Source organism: Corallococcus carmarthensis, assembly GCF_003611695.1.
Taxonomy (GTDB): Bacteria; Myxococcota; Myxococcia; order Myxococcales; family Myxococcaceae; genus Corallococcus; species Corallococcus carmarthensis.
This window is the reverse complement of sequence record NZ_RAWE01000127.1, coordinates 1-17056: the sequence shown is the minus strand read 5'-3', so window position 1 is coordinate 17056 and position 17056 is coordinate 1. Positions and strand designations below refer to the sequence as shown.

Sequence of the window (17056 nt, the reverse complement as noted above, 5' to 3'; positions counted from 1 at the left end):
TTCGAGGTTTCAGTGAGTCCTGTCCGCATCCTGGCGCTGTCGCTGCTCGTCCTCCTCTCCGGCTGCTCGGGGTGTGAACGCGAGGAGGCGCCAAAGCCTCCGCCAGTGGTGGAGGTGGACGCGGGGGTCGTCGTTCCCATCGGACGCCTGGAAGGCCTGTCCGGCGACGTGCGCCTGGAGCGCGGTGGCAAGGTGGGCCCGGCGGTGGAGGGGCCCCTGCTCGCGGGCGACGCGGTGGAGACCGGTGAGCACGGCTCCGCGACGGTGCGCTTCCCGGGCGACCGGACGGTGGAGGTGGGGAGCGAGGGCCGGTTCGCGCTGGGCTCGGACGCGACGGGCGTGGTGATGAAGGTGGAGCGCGGCATCGTGCTGTCGCGCGTGCCCGCGGGCGGGAACGCTGGCGCGGGCTCCAAGGTGACGTTGAACATCCTCACCCCCTTCGGCCTCACGCGCGTGGGGCCGGATCCGTCGGAGGTGAAGGTCGCGGTGGCGGAGGACTCGGCGCGGGTGGAGGTGAAGCTGGGCGCCATCGAGCTGGTCTCCAAGGACGGGAAGACGCTGCGCGCGGCGCAGGGCGACGCGGTGGACCTGACCCGCGAGCGCGCGGAGGTGACGCCCGCAGCCCCGCGCGTCGTGGAGCTGGCGCCCATCGCGGTGACGGTGCGCGCGGCCTCTGGCGACGCGGAGGTGAAGTCGAAGGGCACGGGCCGCTGGCGCAAGGTGCGCCGCGACGGCGAAGAGCTGGCCTTCGGCGATGGCGTGCGGGCGAAGAACGGCGAGACGGTGCTGCAGCTCAAGGACAGCGGCTCGGTGCTGACGCTCGCGCCGGGCGCGGAGGCGGTGTTGGAGGGCGCGGGGCAGCAGGGCACCATCGACGAGGCGCGCGTCAACCTGCTCCAGGGCCTGTTGGCCGTGCAGCTCGCCATGGGGCGCGAGAGCCGCGTGGTGCTGCCGGAGATGACGGTGGAGTCCGGAGGCGGAGCGCGGCTGGAGATCCGCCGCACCGGCGCCGGCATGCAGGTGGCGGCGCACACGGGCGACGTGACGCTGCGGCGGGGCGAGGCGCGGCAGGCGCTGCGCGCGGGTGAGCGCGCCACCGTGGCCACGGACGGCACCGCGAAGGTGGAGCCGCTGGAGGAGGCGGTGGTGGCGGTGGGCCCGGGCGACGGCACGGAGGTCTTCCACCGGGGCCTTTCGGAGGTGGCGCTCACCTGGGAGGGCGAGGGCGACGCGGTGGTGGAGGCGGCGCAGGACGCGGCCTTCAAGCGCCCGGTGCTCTGGGGCCGGGTGCACCGCGCTTCCGTCAACGTGTCCGCGCTGTCGCGGGGCACGCTGTACTGGCGGGCGCGCAAGGAGGACGGCACGCAGGTGGCGGCGGGCAGCGTCCACTTCGCCCCCGAGTCCCACACGAGCGCGCTGGCGCGCGCGCGCAACGTGGTGCCGGAGGGGACGGAGAAGACGACCATCTTCTACCAGGACAAGCCGCCGGCGGTGACGTTCACCTACGGCGCGGAACCGCAGGCCCATAGCTATCGCGTGGCGGTGTACAAGGCGGGCTCGCTGGCGACGCCGGTGGTGCAGCGCACGGTGTCGGAGGCGCGAGCGGCGTTGGAGGCGGGGCAGCTGGGCGAGGGCAGCTATCTGTGGTCCGTCACGCCGCTGTCGCAGGCGGGCGCGGCCCTCAAGGGCGGGCGGATGAACAAGCTGGAGCTCGTCTACGACAACTCGGTGATGCGGCTGGTGGTGGACAGCCCGCGCCAGGGGGTGGCGGCGGCGGAGAAGGTGCGGGCTTCAGGCGTCGCGCCCGTGGATGCCCGCCTGTCCATCAACGGACGGGCCGTGCCCTTGGACGCCAAGCACCGCTTCGATACCTGGGTGCCCCCCATGGGAATGCCCCCCCTGCTGGTGTTTAAGATGACGCGACCTGGTGCCCCGGACGTACTCACGGTGCGCACCCTGAAACCGCGAGGGCCTTGAGGGATGGCACCGTCCAACATTCCCATTCCGGATCCCGCCGGCGCCTCGACCGCGTCCATCCTCCAGCCCTACGGACAGTACGTCCTCGTGCGCAAGCTGGCCGAGGGAGGCATGGCGGAGATCTTCCTCGCCAAGCTGCTGGGCGCGGACGGCTTCGAGCGCAACGTGGTGCTCAAGCGGATGCTGCCGACGCTGTCGGCCATCCCCGACTTCGTGGAGATGTTCCGCGACGAGGCGCGGCTCGCGGCGAAGCTGTCGCATCCGCACATCGTGCAGATCCACGAGCTGGGCTTCACGGACGGCTGCTACTACATCTGCATGGAGTACCTCGCGGGCGAGGACTTCTCCACGACGCTCCGGCTCGCGGGCCGGCGGCGCCAGTACGTGCCGCTGCCGGTGGTGGTGCGGGTGCTCATCGACGCGGCGCGGGGCCTGCACTTCGCGCACACCTTCACCAACGAGCAGGGCCAGCCGATGCACGTGGTGCACCGGGACGTGTCGCCCTCCAACCTGTACGTGACGTACCAGGGCCAGGTGAAGGTGCTGGACTTCGGCATCGCCAAGGCCGAGTCGCGCCTCGTGCAGACGCGCACGGGCGTGGTGAAGGGCAAGTACATCTACATGGCGCCGGAGCAGGCGCAGGGGAAGGAGGTCGACCACCGCGCGGACGTGTTCTCGCTGGGGGTCAGCCTCTATGAGGCCGTCACGCACGTGCGGCCCTTCTCCCGCGAGAACGACCTGGCGGTGCTCAACGCGCTCTTGCAGGGCGAGTTCGAGAAGCCGTGCGCGCTCCGGGCGGACCTGCCGCCGGGCCTGGAGGCCATCATCCTCAAGGCCATGGCCTTCAAGCCGGAGGACCGGTACGCGACCGCGGACGAGTTCGCGGACGAACTGGAGGCCTTCGCCGCGGGGCTCCAGGGAGGGGCCGCGGGCGCTCCGGCGCTGGGAACGTTCCTGCGCCACCACTTCGGCGAGGAGCGCGTCACGGAGAAGACGCGCATCCCCACGCTGGCCACGCTCACCGCCGCGCGCCCCACGGACCCCGAGTTCGCGGCCATCGCGCCGCCCGTCGCGGCTCCAGGCACGAACACGTACGGGCAGCAGGTGTCCCGTCCGAGCGCCACGGGCATGAGGGCGCTGACCTCGCAGAACAAGACGGCCCCCGTTCAGGCGCAAGCCCCGCTTCCCGCGCCGGAAATCGTTCCGAGCGCGCCCGTGGCGAAGCCCGCGTCCCGGCGCTGGCTCATGGGGGTGGTGGGCGGCCTGGGGCTGGTGGTCGCGGGCGCGGCATTCGTCATCGCGCGGCCCGGTGGCACCGCGGCGAACGTCACGCCTCCGGCCCAGACGCAGCCGGCCGTCGCGGCCGTGCCGGCTCCAGTGGTCGCGAAACCAGACACGCAGGGGCAGAACGTTCCGGCGCCCGTGGGAACACAGGCCCAGGGGCCTGAAAGCACTTCACCTGGCTCCGTGCCGGGCGGTGACACGGTGGCGGCATCCGTGACGGATTCGCCCCACGTGGATGAGGGGACCGAAGACGCGCCCACCCACAAGACGGCGACGAAGCCGGCGGTGAAGGGGCGCGTGTCGCTGGGCATCGACGACATCCAGCGCGTGGTGTCCAACGGCCGCTCGAAGATCACGGGCTGTTTCGAGCGCTACAAGTCCAACCTGCCGTCGGCCTCGGGCGAGGTGCAGGTGGAGCTCACCATCGTGTCCTCCGGCAAGGTGCGCGCGGGGACGCGTGGGCCGCTGGCATCCACGGACGTGGGCCGTTGCCTGGAGACGCAGGCCCAGAGCCTGCGCTTCCCGGCGCACCGCGACCAGGAAGTCACCGTGCTGATGCCGTTCTCGTGGAAGGTGACGCAGTAGCCGGGTGAGGCGCGCGCCGTCCTGCGTTCAACGCGCGGGACGGGGCACGGTCGTCACAGGTCGCGGCGGGCGGACAGCGCCTTGGCGAGCGTGGCCTGATCCGCGAACTCCAGGTCGCCGCCCATGGGCAGGCCCTGCGCGATGCGGGTGACGCGCAGGCCCAGTGGCTTGAGCAGGCGCGTGAGGTAGAGCGCGGTGGCCTCGCCCTCGATGTCCGGGTTGGTGGCGAGGATGATCTCCTCCACCCGGCTGTCGTTGAGGCGCTCCAGCAGTTCCTTGATGCGCAGCTGCTCCGGGCCCACGCCTTCCAGCGGGGACAGCACGCCGTGCAGCACGTGGTAGCGGCCCTTGAACTCGCGGGTGCGCTCCAGCGCCATCAAGTCGGAGTAGGTCTCCACGACGCACAGGGCGCGCTCGTCGCGGCGGTTGTCGCGACAGAAGCCGCACAGCTCCGAGTCGGTGAGGGAGAAACAGCGCACGCACAGGTGCACCTTCTCCTTCACCTCGCGGATGGCCTGCGAGAGGTCGACGGCGAACTCGCCCGGCGCCCGCAGGATGTGGAACGCGAGGCGCTGGGCGGTCTTCTCACCAATGCCCGGCAGCTTCGCGAGCTGGGCGACCAGGCGATTCAGCGGATCGGGCGTCATCCGTCTTTAGTTAATGCCGGGGATCTTCACGCCGCCGGAGATCTTCGCCAGCTCGGCGTTCATGTGCTGACGGCTGTTCGCCAGGGCAGCATTCACGGCGGCGGTGACGAGGTCCTCGAGCATCCCGGGGTCGTTGGGGTCGATGGCCTTCTTGTCGATCTTGATGCTGCGGATCTCCTGCACGCAGTTGGCGACGACCGTCACGAGGCCCTCGCCGGACTTCGCCTCGACGGTCTCTTCCGCCAGCTGCTTCTTCCGCTCCTCGATCTTCTCGGTGAGCTTGTTCGCCTGCCGGATGAAGTAGTTCAGGTCGATGCCGGGCATGTGCTTCCTCGGTCCCCGGTCTTGGGAGCGCGAGCCATCATGGCACCGCTCGGAGCAGGGACGTTGCCGCGCACCCTAGCGGGGCGCGGCGGCGTTGTCAGTCCTCAGGAGCGGCGGGGACGTCCGGGAGGCTGGCCGGTGGCCGCTCGGGCTCGTAGACCTGGATGTGCTCGATTTCGCCGCCCAGCATCTTGAGGATGGCCCGCACGGACGCGTGGGAGCGCACCTTTCCCTCGGTGCTCTTCTCGTGGGTGGCGCGACTCTGGGTGTCCTGTTCGGAGAGGCTCTGCCCCATGCCGCCCGGGAGGGCGTCCTGGCTCTGGGGCACGTCCGTGATGGTGAGCTTCACGGCCTTGCCGAAGTGCGAGGCCAGCGCCGCGTCCACGGTGGCCTTGCCCCCGGGCGACACCACGGCGGCCTTGTGGAAGGCGGCGGAGGGCGGGAAGCCCAGGATGATTTCGCCCGCCTTCATGGACTGGAGGCGGCCGTTGGCCAGCGCCGTGCCGTGGCGCACGGACGCGGACTTCACGCTCTCCACGGCGGCGCGCCAGCGCTCGGGCAGCGAGCGGTTGGGGTTGTCGCGGCTGGTGGCGACGGGCGCCATCGCGGGCGGCGGTTCGGGTTCAGGCGGCTCCGGTTCGGCGGGAGCGGGCTCCGCGACGGGGATGCACTCGCCGGAGGCACAGCCTTCGGCGGAGCCCTCTTCCGGGAACATGCGCTCGTCCACGGCCTCGTCGCCGGGCGGCGGAGCCACGGGCTCGGGCTTGCGCATGTTGGTGATGCGCACGGTGGGCCCGGGTTCGGGGGCGCGAGCCGCGGGCGTGGGCTCGGGGACGGGAGCCGGGGGCTGCGCGCCGCCGTTGCGGAGGAAGGAGAGAGGCCGCGCCGCGGACGGGGGCAGGTCGTCCATGACGACGCCCGGAGCCGGAGGGGCCTCCATCGCGGGGGCCGCGCCGCCGCCATTGCGGAGGAACGACAGCGGACGCGCGGCGGAGGGCGACAGGTCGTCCATCACCACCGGCGCGGGAGGCACGGCGGCGGGTGTTGGACCGGGGCCACCCGTATTGCCGCCATTGCGAAGGAAGGAGAGGGGACGGGCGGCGGAGGGCGACAGGCCCTCCATCAGCGCGGCGGGAGGAGTCCGTGTGGCCACGGCGGACGCAGCGGCCTGGGACGGCTCCGCGCGAGCGAAGGAGGAGGGCTCCGGTGCACGCGCGACGACCGCGGGCGCTGCGGCGTCGTGCGCCGGGGTGGCGCCGCGAGCCTCGAAGGACTGTGGCGCGGGCCCCGCGCGCGCGGATGCGTCCTGCGCGCCAAAGGGACGAGGACTCGCACTTGCGTAGGCCGCGGGAGTCTGGGCCTCACGTGAGTGCCCGCTGGGGGCTGGATGCGCTGACGCGCCACCCGCGTCGAAGGGCCGGACGGTGGCGCCCGCGTGAGCGGACGGACCCTGGGCATCCGTCATGCGCTGCGTGGCGCCTGCGGGCACGGAGGCAGCCTGGACGTCGAACGGACGCGACGTCGCCCCCACGTGCGCGGACGGCCCCTGCGTATCAAGCGCACGCGAAGTGGCCTCCGCGTGCGCGGACGCATCTCGCGCATCCGGGGCGCGTGTCGTGGCCCCTGCGTGCGCGGACGGACCCTGCGCATCAAACGGACGCGGCATGGCGCCCGTTTGCGCGGACGCACCCGGAGCTTCGACAGGGCGCGGAGCTGGCGCTACCGGCGCTGGCGCGCGGACTTCGGCCTGGACCTCAGACGCGAAAGTTCGCGGGACCGGAGCGACCTCCCGACGCTCCGGAAGTGCTCTTCGCGGCGCCTTCCGCGCCAAGCCCCGCCGACAGCCGCTCCACGCGGGCCAGCAGGTCGGGAATCGAACCCGCCGGGGACAGCTGGATGGCCTTGAGCAACGCCATCTCCAGCGCCAGCCGGGGCTGCGCCGCTCGCGACACGTCCCAGATGGAGCCGTGCACGATGTCGAACAGCCGCGACAGCTGCGCCGTGTCCGCCTCCTTCGCGAGCGCCAACAGCGCCTTCTGCTCGGACTCCGCCAGCTCCGCGGGCGCCTCACCCAGCGACTTCGTCACGAAGAGGTGCCGCAGCTGCAGCGCCAGCTCCTCCGCCAGCCGCTTCAGGTCCAGGCCCCGGTTGAACACCTCGTCCACCCGGCCCAGCACGCGCTTCGCGTCCTTGCGGACCAGCGCCTCCGCGAAGTCCTGCACCACCGTGCGGTCGATGGCGCCCATCGCCTCCGCGACGGCCTCGTCCGTGGGGTTGGGGCCGCACGACGCCAGGATCTGATCCAACAGGCTCAGCGCGTCGCGCATGCCGCCTTCGGACTGGCGCACCACCAGCGACAGCGACTGCTCGGAGATGCCCGCGCCTTCCGCCTGGCAGATCTCCTTCAGCCGCTGGAGCATCCGCGCCGCGGAGATGCGCCGGAAGTTGTGGCGCTGGCAGCGCGACAGGATGGTGTCCGGGAGCTTGTGCGCCTCCGTCGTCGCGAAGATGAACTTCACGTGACCGGGCGGCTCCTCCAGCGTCTTCAGGAGCGCGTTGAACGCCGCCCCGGAGAGCATGTGGACTTCGTCGATGATGTAGATCTTGTGGCGGTCGCGCTGCGGCAGGTACTTCGCGTTCTCGCGAATCTCGCGCACGTTCTCCACGCCGTTGTTGGACGCACCGTCGATCTCCGCCACGTCCACGCTGGTGCCGGCGGTGATTTCGGTGCACGCCCGGCAGGTGCCGCACGGGGTCGCCGTGGGCCCCTGCTCGCAGTTGAGCGCCTTGGCGAGCAGGCGGGCGGCCGTCGTCTTGCCCACCCCTCGAGGACCGCAGAACAGGTACGCGTGCGCGACCCGGTCCATCTTGATGGCGTTCCCGATGGTCCGGACCACGTGCTCCTGGCCGGTCATGTCATCGAACTTCTGCGGGCGCCATTTGCGGGCGAGGACGAGGTAGCTCATGGGGACAGTCATCTAAACACGGCGGGCCGAATGATCCATGGAACGTCCATTCCGCCCGCCGTGAGACGCACTCCGTCTCAGCGTCCGAGCGCCTGTAGCACCACGTTGGCCGCGTTGTGGCCCGCCGCGCCGATGACACTGCCCGCCGGGTGGCAGCCCGCGCTGCAGAAGTAGAGCCCCTGCACCGGCGTCTCATAGGGCAGCCGGTCGGTGAACCCGAGCTTGTTGTCCACATGGTGGATGTGGCCGCGGGTGATGCCGAAGTGGGACTCAATCTTCGGCGGCGTGAGCGCGAAGTACTCCTGCACCAGGTCGCTGGTGCCGGGCGCGAAGCGGTCGCAGATGGACAAGAGGTGCTTCACGTACCGCGCCTCCTCCTTCTCCCACGTGGTGCCCTCCAGCTTCTCCGGCACCCACTCCACGAAGAGGGCGGAGTTGTGGTGCCCTTCCGCGTCCTTCAGGGTCGGGTCCACCGTGGTGTGCACGTACCACTCGATGGAAGGGAACTCCGCCAGCCGTCCCGCCTTCGCCTCTTTGTAGCCGTGCGCCAGCGCCCCCAGCACATCGTCCTCCTGGGGCAGCAGGTGGATGGTGGGCCCGAACTGGCCCCGGTCCTCCGGCAGGCAGGTGAAGGTGGGCAGGGACTTGAGGCACAGGTTCACCTTCAGCGTGGTACCTGGCGCGGCCAGTCCGTCCACCTTGCGGCGGTAGGCCTCTGGCAGCGCGGCCGTGTCCACCAGCTTCAGCGTGCGGAAGGGGTCCGCGTTGGAGACCACGACCTTCGCGGACAGCTCCTCGCCGCCCTCCAGCACCACGCCCTTCACCACGCCGCCGTCCACGCGCACCGACGCCACCTTCGCGTTCGTGCGCAGTTGGGCGCCGTGCTTGCGCGCGATCGCCGCGATGCGCTGGGTGACGGTGCCCATGCCGCCTTCGACGATCATCCACGTGCCGCCGCTGCCCGGCAGCCGGCAGAGGTTGTGCACCAGCAGGTTCATGCCCGTGCCCGGCGTGTCATAGCCGCCGTCCAGGCCGGAGAACGCGTCGGTGACGGCGTACATCGCCTTCACGAAGTCGGACTTGTAGCCGAAGCGCTCCAGGTACTCGCGCGCCGTGCCGCGACACAGCCGGATGAAGTGCTGGCGCAGGGCAGGACGCACGTAGCGCTCCGCCGTCTCCTCCAGCGACAGGGGCGGCAGGAGCCACGCGGGCGCCAGGTCCTCGCGCAGCGCCCCCAGCTCCGTGTTCATCGCGACGTGGGCGTTCCAGTCCGCCTCGGAGAAGAACTCGCGGAACTGCCGCTCCAGCTCCCGCTCGTCCGAACCGAAGAGCAGGTAGCGCTTGTCCATCGTGGGCAGGAAGTAGTGCGGGTCGCGGCGCTTGAGGGGCAGCTCCAACTGGAGCTCCTGGAGCAGCTCCGGCGGCATCAGCCCCAGGAGGTACGCGCCCGTGGAGACACCCAGCTTCGGGGCGGTGCGGAACGGGTACTCCGTCTTGCACGCGCCGCCCACCTGGTCCTTCTCCTCCAGCACGGTGACCGACAGGCCCCGGCGCGCGAGCATCGCCGCCGTGACAAGTCCGTTGTGGCCCGCGCCCACCACGATGACGTCTGGCATGGTCTTCCTCCTTGGGGAAAAGGCTGTCCTACCCGAGCCGCGGCCTCCTCGACAAACACCGTGCGTCTTGCGCTGGACGCCAGGGCCAGAAAGAGTCGCGTCCGCCACGTGAACGCCCCCATCCCCGACGCGCCCGCAGCCCCCATCATCCCCGAGGCCCCGGTGGAGCCGCCGGTGCCCGCCGTCCGGACCGGGCTGACCGGAAGCCTCCGCGCGCTGGGGCTCCTCGCGTTGGCGCTGGTGCCATGCGTCCTCGCGGTGCGCGAGCTGGGGCGCATCCACCCGGACGAGGTGTTCCAGGCGCTGGAGCCCGCCTACTGGCGCGTGCACGGCTACGGCGTGCTGGCCTGGGAGTGGCGCGAGGGCCTGCGCAACTGGGCCATCCCCGGCGTGCTGGCGGCCTTCCTCAAGGTGGCGCACGGGTTCGGCATCACCGACCCGCGCGTCTACCGCGGCGTGGTGGCGCTGCCCCAGTTCGCCCTCCACGCCTGGAGCCTGTGGGCCGTCTACCGGTTCGCCGAACGCCGGGCGGGCCCGTGGGGTGCGGCGCTCGCCGTGCTGCTCGTGGGGCTGAGCGCGCCAGTGCTCCTCTTCGCCGGACGCACCCTGTCGGAGTCCTTCTCCGCGTCCTTCCTCCTCGTAGCCATGGAGGCCCTGGACCGGCCGGACTCCGGCCCCGACGCACGGGTGCGCCGGGCAGGGTTGGTAGGCGGGATGGCCCTGGGGCTCGCCGTGGTGACGCGCTATCCGTCCGCCCTCTTCGTGGTGGCCGCGCTCGTGTGGTTGTTGGTCGCCCGGCGGTGGCGCCTTCTCGCCTTCACCTGCGTGGGCGGCGCGGCGGTGGCGGCGGGCCTGGGCCTGCTCGACTGGGGCACCTGGGGCACGCCCTTCCACTCGTTCCGGGCCTATGTGGACTACAACGTCCTCTCCGGGAAGGCGGCCGCCGCGTTCGGCGCGTCACCCCCGGACTTCTATTGGGAGCCGCTGCTCCAGGCCGTGCCCCTCTGGGCCTGGGCCGCCGTGCCGCTGTCGCTCAAGCCCCTGCTGCGCTGGCGCGCGCTGTCCCTGCCGCTCACCTGCGCGGCCGTCTACACCGCCGTCCTCCTGACCACGCCGCACAAGGAGGAGCGCTTCCTGTACCCGGCGCTCGTGGTGGCGATGCTCGCGGCCGCCTCCCAGCTGGCTGCGTCCATCACCGCGCTCCCCCGTCCGGGCCCGCGGGGCGCGGGGGCAGTGCTCGCGTTGGCCCTGGGCTTCCTGCATGGCCGGGGCTTCCCGTCCAACGACCTCCGCGCGGACCAGTTCCGCGCCATCGTCCAGGCAACGCGGGGGGACGCGACGGGGCTGCTCATCGTCAACGAGGGGCTGTGGGGCTCCGGAGGCTTCTTCTACATCGGCCGGAACATCCCCTGGCGCACCTGCGACTGGCCCCAGGACGGAGCCTTCCAGGCCTCCATCCGCGACCGAGCCTTCAACCGCGCCGTCACCTTCGAAGGCAGGGCCCTGCCGGAGCTCCAGGCCGCGGGCTTCCGCGTCGTCCGCCAGGTGGGGCGCGAAACCATCCTCGCCCGCGACTGAAGCGAGGCCGCGGCCAGGCAGGGGAGGGCAAGCCCGCAAAGCCGAAGCGCCGGCATCCCCGGAGGGATGTCGGCGCTTCAGGTGAGACAGAACGGCCGGGACACACGCGGAAGTACGCTACCGTTGCTTCCTTCCGGACCTGGCGGGGTTCGCGCCCCCACGTTGTCCCGACCACAAAATCCGTGCTGCTACAGCGAAAATAACAACGGAGAGGGTGGGATTCGAACCCACGATACCCTTTCAGATATGCACGCGTTCCAGGCGTGTGCCTTCAACCGCTCGGCCACCTCTCCAATCACGATGGAGCGGAGAGCGTAGGATTCGAACCTACGGTACCGTTACCGGTACGCCTGATTTCGAGTCAGGTGCCTTCGACCACTCGGCCAGCTCTCCAGAATATTCAGTTTTCGCGTCGCTTCGCGCGCAAGCGCTCGAAGAACGTCTTGAGAAGCTGGCGACTGTCCTCCGCCAGGATACCACTTGTCACTTGAAGCCGGTGGTTGTGCCGGGGCTCTTCCACCAGGTTGTACAGCGAGCCGACGGCGCCCGCTTTCGGATCCATTGTACCAAAGACGAGTCGGGTGACACGAGACTGAACCAGCGCACCGGCGCACATGGCACACGGTTCCAGCGTCACGTAGAGGGTCACCCCGGAGAGTCGCCACGCATCGCGTGCTTTCGCAGCGGCTGCGAGGGCGATCATTTCAGCGTGGGCGAAGGGGTTCCGGTCGCATTCGCGGCGGTTGTAGCCCGTGCCCACGACGTTTCCGTCCAGCACCGCCACCGCACCCACCGGAACTTCGCCGAGTGAAGCTGCTTCCCGCGCGAGCTCAAGAGCCTGCTGCATGAAAGCGATGTCATCACTCATGATGTGCGCGCCTGAAGAAGAAGTGGCGCTCCCTGGAGGATTCGAACCTCCGGCCTTCGGATTCGTAGTCCGACGCTCTATCCAGCTGAGCTAAGGGAGCATTTCTTCCGGCTGCTGCTTTACATCAAGTGGCGGAGAGAGAGGGATTCGAACCCTCGATACCCTTTCGAGTATGCAGGTTTAGCAAACCTGTGCCTTCAGCCTCTCGGCCATCTCTCCAACTCTTCTCTGTCAAAGAACCGTGAAACTCAAGCTCAAAATCGGAGGCGGTAGGATTCGAACCTACGGAAGGCTTTCACCTTCTGCGGTTTTCAAGACCGCTGCCTTCAACCGCTCGGCCACGCCTCCACAGCAGGTGCCGTCGGTTCCCGGCGGGCCAACCGCGCCCGTGGGGCCGCCCTTCTACCGCATTTTCTCTCCGTGGCAAGAGAGATGTTGGGGCCTTTTCACGTCCAGGCCCCATTCTTTCTGACTACAGGGGACGCAATTCCTTCAGGCCCCCCATGTACGGCACCAACGCCTCCGGGATGGCGACGCTTCCGTCCTCCCGCTGGTAGTTCTCCAGGATGGCGATGCTCGTGCGCCCCACGGCCAGCCCGCTGCCGTTGAGGGTGTGCACCATCTGGGGCTTGTCCCCCTTCTGGGGGCGGAAGCGGATCTTCGCGCGGCGGGCCTGGAAGTCGCCGCAGTCCGAGCAGGACGAAATCTCCCGGTACGCGCCCTGGCCCGGCAGCCAGACCTCGATGTCGTAGGTCTTGCGCGCGCCGAAGCCCATGTCGCCGGTGCACAGCAACATCACGCGGTGGTGCAGGCCCAGCCGGCGGAGGATGTCGCACGCGTCGTCCGTCATGGCCTCCAGCTCCTCCAGGCTCTTGTCCGGAGGGGCGAACTTCACGAGCTCCACCTTGTGGAACTGGTGCTGGCGGATGAGGCCGCGCGTGTCGCGTCCCGCGGCGCCTGCCTCCGCGCGGAAGCACGGGCTGAAGGCGCAGTAGCGGATGGGGAGCTGCTCGCCCTCCAGGATTTCGTCCGCGTGGTAGTTCGTCACGGGGACTTCCGCGGTGGGGATGAGGAAGCGCTCGGGGTCGCCGGACGTCTTGAAGGCGTCGTCCTCGAACTTGGGCAGCTGTCCGGTGCCCATCATCGTCTCGCGCAGCACGAGGTAGGGCGGGAGCAGCTCCGTGTAGCCCTTGGACGTGTGCACGTCGATCATGAACGTGACGAGCGCGCGCTCCAGCCTGGCGAGGGCGCCCTTGTAGAAGGTGAAGCGGCTGCCGGACACCTTCGCGGCGCGCTCGAAGTCGAGCATGCCCAGCGACTCGCCCAGCTCGAAGTGCTGCTTCGGCGTGAAGAGCAGGTTCGGCTTCTCACCCCAGGTCTTCACCTGGACGTTCTCATCCGCGCTCGTGCCCACGGGGACGGAGTCGTGGGGCACGTTGGGGATGACCAGCAGGATGCGGTTGAGCTCCTCCTCCACTTCCTTGAGGCGGGACTCCTTCTCCTTGATCTCCTGGGAGACGCCGCGCAGGTCGCCGCGCAGCTTCTCCATGGCGGACGGGTCCTCCTTGGCCTTGCGCTTCATCTCCTCGTTGGCGGCGTTGCGGCGCGCGGCCAGCGCTTCCATGGAGACGTAGAGGTCGCGGCGCTCCAGGAAGAGCGCCTGGAAGGGGCCGAGGTCCAGGCTGCCGCCCCGCGTCTTCAGTCGGGCGACGACCGCATCGAAGTTCTGCGCAACGTTCCGGAGGTCCAGCATAGGGGCTCGCCTTGTAGTCATCCCGGGCGTGGGCCGGCAAGGCTCACCACGCGCCGGGTGCTCAAGGCCGGACGCCCGGAGGGGTGGGGTCAGTGTTCGAGGTCGTAGATTTCGTCCTCGATGTCCTTCTTGTCCGCCGCGTCCGGCTTCTTCTCCAGGTACTCCTTGAAGGCCGTGATGGCGTCCTTGCGCTTGTTGCGCTCCTTGTAGGCGAAGCCCAGGTAGTAGAAGGACTGGGGGTTGCCTGGCTCGGCGGTGGTGGCCTTCTTGTACCAGTCGATCGCCTTCGCGTGCTGGGCCTGCTCCGTGTAGGCGCGAGCGACTTTGTAATAGACGTACGTGAGCTTCGGATCCGCCTTGAGCGCCGCCTGGTAGCGGCGGACGGCGTCGTCCCAGCGCGCGGCGTTGAAGAGCACGTCGCCCATGGCGCCCATCACCCGCGTGCGCTGCGGATCCGCCTTGAGCGCGGCCTCGAAGGAGGCGATGGCGCCGTCGAAGTCGGCGCGCTCCAGGTAGGCGTGGCCCAGGGCCTCGTGCGCGTCCGCGTAGTTGGGGTCCAGCTCCACGGCGGCCTTCCACTGCTCGATGGCGTCCGGCAGCCGCTTCGCGTCGCGCAGGATGACACCGTAGGCGTAGTGGTAGTCCGGGCGCTTGGGCGCGCGGTCCACGGCGGTCTTCATGCTGTCGAGCGCCTGGGTGTACTCCGAGCGCTTCGCGCGCACGAGGCCCAGGTAGTAGAGCGCCTCGTGGTTGGACGGCTCGTTGCGCAGCGCGAGGCCCAGGTTGCTCTCCGCGCCGGCCAGGTCGCCCTTCTCCAGGAGCACCGCGCCCAGGGTGATGGGCGTGGTGGTGGAGCGGGGGTCCTCCGCCTTGGCCTTCTCCAGCTCCGCGGCGGCCTCGTCCAGCCGGTGCAGCCGCCAGAGCACGAGTCCGCGCTGCAGCCGGCCGTCCTTCAGCAGGTGCGGATCCAGTTCCAGGGCGCGGTTGGCCTCCGTCTCCGCGCGGGCCGGGTCGCCATTGAGCAGGGCGACGCGGGACAGGCCCAGGTGGGCGTCCGCCAGGTTGGGGTCCAACTGGATGGCGCGGTCGAACTCCTGCTGCGCGAGCAGGCTGTTGTTCTCCGCGAGCGCCAGCTCACCCAGGCCCGCGTGCACGCCCGCGTGCTCCGGCGCCTGCTGCGCGGCGGTCTCCAGGAGGGCGCGCGCGTCCGCGTTGCGGTGCTGCCGCAGGTACAGGCGGCCCAGGTACAGGCCCGCGTCCACCAGCTTCGAGTCGGCGGCGTTGGCGCGCTTGAAGTGGCCCTCCGCCTCCGAGGGCTTGTCGAGCGCGTCCTCGATGCGGCCGTAGAGGTACGCGATGCGCGCCTCGTTGGGGAAGCTCTTGCTGGCGGCCTCCACGGCGGTGAGCGCGTCCTGCATCTTGCCCGTCATCACCAGCGCGGTGATGTGACCGTCCACGAACTCCAGGTTGTCGTTGTCCTCCTGCGCGAGCGAGGTGTAGAGCGGCAGCGCGCCGTCGTAGTCGCGCTGCGAGCGCAGCACCTGGGCGAGCTGGGCCTTGATGAAGGTGGAGTCCGGGTTGTCCTTGTAGGCCTCCTTCAGCTCGGCTTCCGCTTCCTTGGGCTTGAACAGCTGGAAGAGGGCCACGCCCTTGAGGCCGCGGGCGCGGGCGCGCTCGGCGGGCCCCAGCGCGTCCTGGAGCTTCAGGGCGCTCTCCACGGCCTGGGCGCCCTGCTCGATGTTGGACTTGCGCACCAGCAGCTCCACCGCGGCCAGCTCCACCGCGGAGGCGGCGTGCTGCGGATCCGCGGCGAGCGCGTCCGCGTAGGCCTTGGCGGCCTCGTCGGCCTTGCCCTGCGCCTGGTACAGGTTGCCCAGCGCGTGGTGGGCCTTGGCGGACTTGGGGTCCTTCTCCAGCACCTTGGTCAGCGTGGCGACCGCGTTGCCGATGTCCTTCTGCTGCGCGTAGGACTCCGCCAGGAGGAAGGAGAGCTCCAGGTCGCCCTGGTTGTCCTCGCGGGTGGCGGCGTCCTGCAGGCGGGCCTGCACCTCCGCGGCCTTGCGCTGGCTGAGCGCGAGGGCGGCGGCGGTCTTGATGACCTCCACGTTCTTCTCACCCAGCAGCTCGATGGCCTCCATGTGATTGCCGCACGCGGTGAGCTCGGCCCGGTCGCCGGCCGCGTAGAGGCGCTGCAGGTATGCGACGGACTGGCACCAGAGGGCGCGGACCTCCGGGTACTCCTTCGTGCCCAGCACCTGGGCGCTCTTGGCGCGCGCTTCCTTGTAGCTGGCGTAGGTGTCCGCCAGGAGTCCCTTGCGCGCCTCCTCGACGAGCTTCGCCTCCGGAGAGCCGGCGGACACGTGGGCCGGGAAGAACTTGTTGCGGCCGAAGGCGCCGTAGCGGCTGGCCTCGAAGCTGGCGCCGGTGCCCAGCACGAGCACCAACACGCCCGCGGCGATGATGGCCGGCAGGCGCTTCTTCCACTTGGCCTCGGCCGCGCTGCGGTCCACGACGGACACCGCGGCCATGCGGCCTTCGTAGAGCTGGCGCAGCCGCTCCATGCTGGCCTGGGGGTTGGCGGGATCCGTGCCGGCCGGCGCGTCCGAGGCCGGCGCACCCGGGGTGGCCGCGAGCGGCACGGCCTTGGACGGGCCCTCCATCAGCCGCTGGATGGCGGCGGCGAAGGTGGGCACCGTGCCGATGGCGGACCACGACTCCGAGTCCGGCGACACGTCCTCGTTGCCCAGGAGCTGGCCGTCCTCGAGCATCTTGACGATGACGCCCTCTTCGAACGGGCCGAACATCTTCCCGGAGCGGCGGCGCACGTGGAAGCGCTTCACCGGCGCGCGGCTGCCGGCCTCCTTGCCGGCGCTGTCGTCAATGAAGCTGAGCATCTCCAGGCCGTCCGCGGGGCCCGCGGCGGGCGGGGGCGGCAGCGGCGCGGAGAGGTCCGCTTCCAGGTCATCCACGGGCGCGGCGGTGGGGTCGAACTCCAGCGCGTCCGGCAGGCCCGTGGCGGCGGAGGCGGGTACGGGAGAGGGGTCTCCGAAGTCCACGTCGCCGAAGTCCGTCGCGGGGTTGATGCGCGAGGGCGCCGGCGGCGCGGCCGGAGCGGAGTCGCCGAAGTCCAGCTGGAAGTCCGGAGCGGGCGGCGCGGCCGGGGGCGGCGACGTGAAGTCCACCGCGAACGGATCATCCATGGGCACGGGGGACTGGCCGTACGCGGGCGCGGGCGGCTCCGCGAAGTCGAACGACACCGCGGGCGCGGCGGGCGAGGGCAGGTCCGAGAAGTCCATCGCCTGGGGCGAGGCGGGCGAGGGCAGGTCGGAGTAGTCCAGGCCGGGCGAGGGCGGCAGGGCGAACGGGTCCTCGCTCGCGGAGGGCAGCCCGCCCAGGTCGTAGGACGGCGCGGCGGGCGGTGGGGGCAGCGCGAACGGGTCCGCGACCTGTCTCTTATA

At 70.4% G+C, this 17056-nt stretch carries 11 protein-coding genes, 5 tRNA genes and 1 other RNA gene; 3 read left to right on the top strand and 14 right to left on the bottom strand.

Annotated features, from left to right (window positions below):
* Positions 1-12: 12 nt before the first annotated feature.
* A complete protein-coding gene (locus D7X32_RS28025) occupies positions 13-1977 on the top strand; it encodes a FecR family protein (protein WP_120605630.1) in 1965 nt (654 codons plus the stop codon).
* Positions 1978-1980: 3 nt separating this feature from the next.
* Positions 1981-3846 carry a protein kinase domain-containing protein gene (locus D7X32_RS28020; RefSeq protein ID WP_120605629.1) on the top strand — a complete coding sequence of 622 codons (1866 nt, stop codon included), beginning with the start codon at positions 1981-1983 and terminating at the stop codon, positions 3844-3846.
* Positions 3847-3899: 53 nt separating this feature from the next.
* Here D7X32_RS28020 and recR read toward each other — a convergent pair whose 3' ends face one another.
* The 5 genes from recR to D7X32_RS27995 form a co-directional block, all read right to left on the bottom strand.
* Positions 3900-4493 (bottom strand): recombination mediator RecR, encoded by a 594-nt coding sequence (gene recR / locus D7X32_RS28015; protein WP_120527892.1) that lies wholly within the window; start codon positions 4491-4493, stop codon positions 3900-3902.
* Between the two features lie 6 nt (positions 4494-4499).
* Positions 4500-4817, bottom strand: coding sequence for a YbaB/EbfC family nucleoid-associated protein (locus D7X32_RS28010; protein WP_120605628.1), 318 nt, complete (start codon positions 4815-4817; stop codon positions 4500-4502).
* 97 nt (positions 4818-4914) lie between these two features.
* Positions 4915-6483: a DNA polymerase III subunit gamma/tau gene (locus D7X32_RS47000; protein WP_244239218.1), complete on the bottom strand. Its 1569-nt coding sequence runs from the start codon at positions 6481-6483 to the stop codon at positions 4915-4917.
* A gap of 88 nt (positions 6484-6571) precedes the next feature.
* Positions 6572-7783: a DNA polymerase III subunit gamma/tau gene (gene dnaX, locus D7X32_RS28000; RefSeq protein WP_120605627.1), complete on the bottom strand. Its 1212-nt coding sequence runs from the start codon at positions 7781-7783 to the stop codon at positions 6572-6574.
* Between the two features lie 77 nt (positions 7784-7860).
* Positions 7861-9399, bottom strand: coding sequence for a phytoene desaturase family protein (locus D7X32_RS27995; RefSeq protein WP_120605626.1), 1539 nt, complete (start codon positions 9397-9399; stop codon positions 7861-7863).
* 108 nt (positions 9400-9507) lie between these two features.
* On the opposite strand from D7X32_RS27995, the gene D7X32_RS27990 reads away from it, so the two are divergent.
* On the top strand, positions 9508-10977 hold the full coding sequence (locus D7X32_RS27990; protein WP_120605625.1) for a glycosyltransferase family 39 protein: 1470 nt from the start codon (positions 9508-9510) through the stop codon (positions 10975-10977).
* An 85-nt stretch (positions 10978-11062) separates the two neighbouring features.
* Here D7X32_RS27990 and ffs read toward each other — a convergent pair.
* The 9 genes from ffs to D7X32_RS27945 all read right to left on the bottom strand — a co-directional run.
* Positions 11063-11155, bottom strand: an RNA gene (ffs, locus tag D7X32_RS27985) — signal recognition particle sRNA small type.
* Positions 11156-11183: 28 nt separating this feature from the next.
* Positions 11184-11270 (bottom strand) — tRNA-Ser (locus D7X32_RS27980).
* A 13-nt stretch (positions 11271-11283) separates the two neighbouring features.
* A tRNA-Ser gene (locus tag D7X32_RS27975) sits at positions 11284-11370 on the bottom strand.
* A 7-nt stretch (positions 11371-11377) separates the two neighbouring features.
* Positions 11378-11845 (bottom strand): tRNA adenosine(34) deaminase TadA, encoded by a 468-nt coding sequence (gene tadA / locus D7X32_RS27970; protein WP_120560274.1) that lies wholly within the window; start codon positions 11843-11845, stop codon positions 11378-11380.
* 23 nt (positions 11846-11868) lie between these two features.
* Positions 11869-11945 (bottom strand) — tRNA-Arg (locus tag D7X32_RS27965).
* Between the two features lie 29 nt (positions 11946-11974).
* Positions 11975-12064, bottom strand: a tRNA-Ser gene (locus D7X32_RS27960).
* A gap of 42 nt (positions 12065-12106) precedes the next feature.
* Positions 12107-12193, bottom strand: a tRNA-Ser gene (locus D7X32_RS27955).
* 124 nt (positions 12194-12317) lie between these two features.
* Positions 12318-13598 carry a serine--tRNA ligase gene (gene serS, locus D7X32_RS27950; protein WP_120605624.1) on the bottom strand — a complete coding sequence of 427 codons (1281 nt, stop codon included), beginning with the start codon at positions 13596-13598 and terminating at the stop codon, positions 12318-12320.
* Positions 13599-13687: 89 nt separating this feature from the next.
* The coding region (locus D7X32_RS27945; RefSeq protein WP_120605623.1) for a tetratricopeptide repeat protein at positions 13688-17056 on the bottom strand (3369 nt) is incomplete at its 5' end.

What these genes read in the sequence shown, in the direction of transcription:
- D7X32_RS28020 (WP_120605629.1), top strand. Translation starts at nt 1,981, where the DNA reads ATGGCACCGTCCAACATTCCCATTCCGGATCCCGCCGGCGCCTCGACC.
- D7X32_RS28010 (WP_120605628.1), bottom strand. Translation starts at nt 4,817, where the DNA reads ATGCCCGGCATCGACCTGAACTACTTCATCCGGCAGGCGAACAAGCTC.
- D7X32_RS27995 (WP_120605626.1), bottom strand. Translation starts at nt 9,399, where the DNA reads ATGCCAGACGTCATCGTGGTGGGCGCGGGCCACAACGGACTTGTCACG.
- dnaX (WP_120605627.1), bottom strand. Translation starts at nt 7,783, where the DNA reads ATGAGCTACCTCGTCCTCGCCCGCAAATGGCGCCCGCAGAAGTTCGAT.
- tadA (WP_120560274.1), bottom strand. Translation starts at nt 11,845, where the DNA reads ATGAGTGATGACATCGCTTTCATGCAGCAGGCTCTTGAGCTCGCGCGG.
- recR (WP_120527892.1), bottom strand. Translation starts at nt 4,493, where the DNA reads ATGACGCCCGATCCGCTGAATCGCCTGGTCGCCCAGCTCGCGAAGCTG.
- serS (WP_120605624.1), bottom strand. Translation starts at nt 13,598, where the DNA reads ATGCTGGACCTCCGGAACGTTGCGCAGAACTTCGATGCGGTCGTCGCC.
- D7X32_RS47000 (WP_244239218.1), bottom strand. Translation starts at nt 6,483, where the DNA reads ATGCCGCGTCCGTTTGATGCGCAGGGTCCGTCCGCGCACGCAGGGGCC.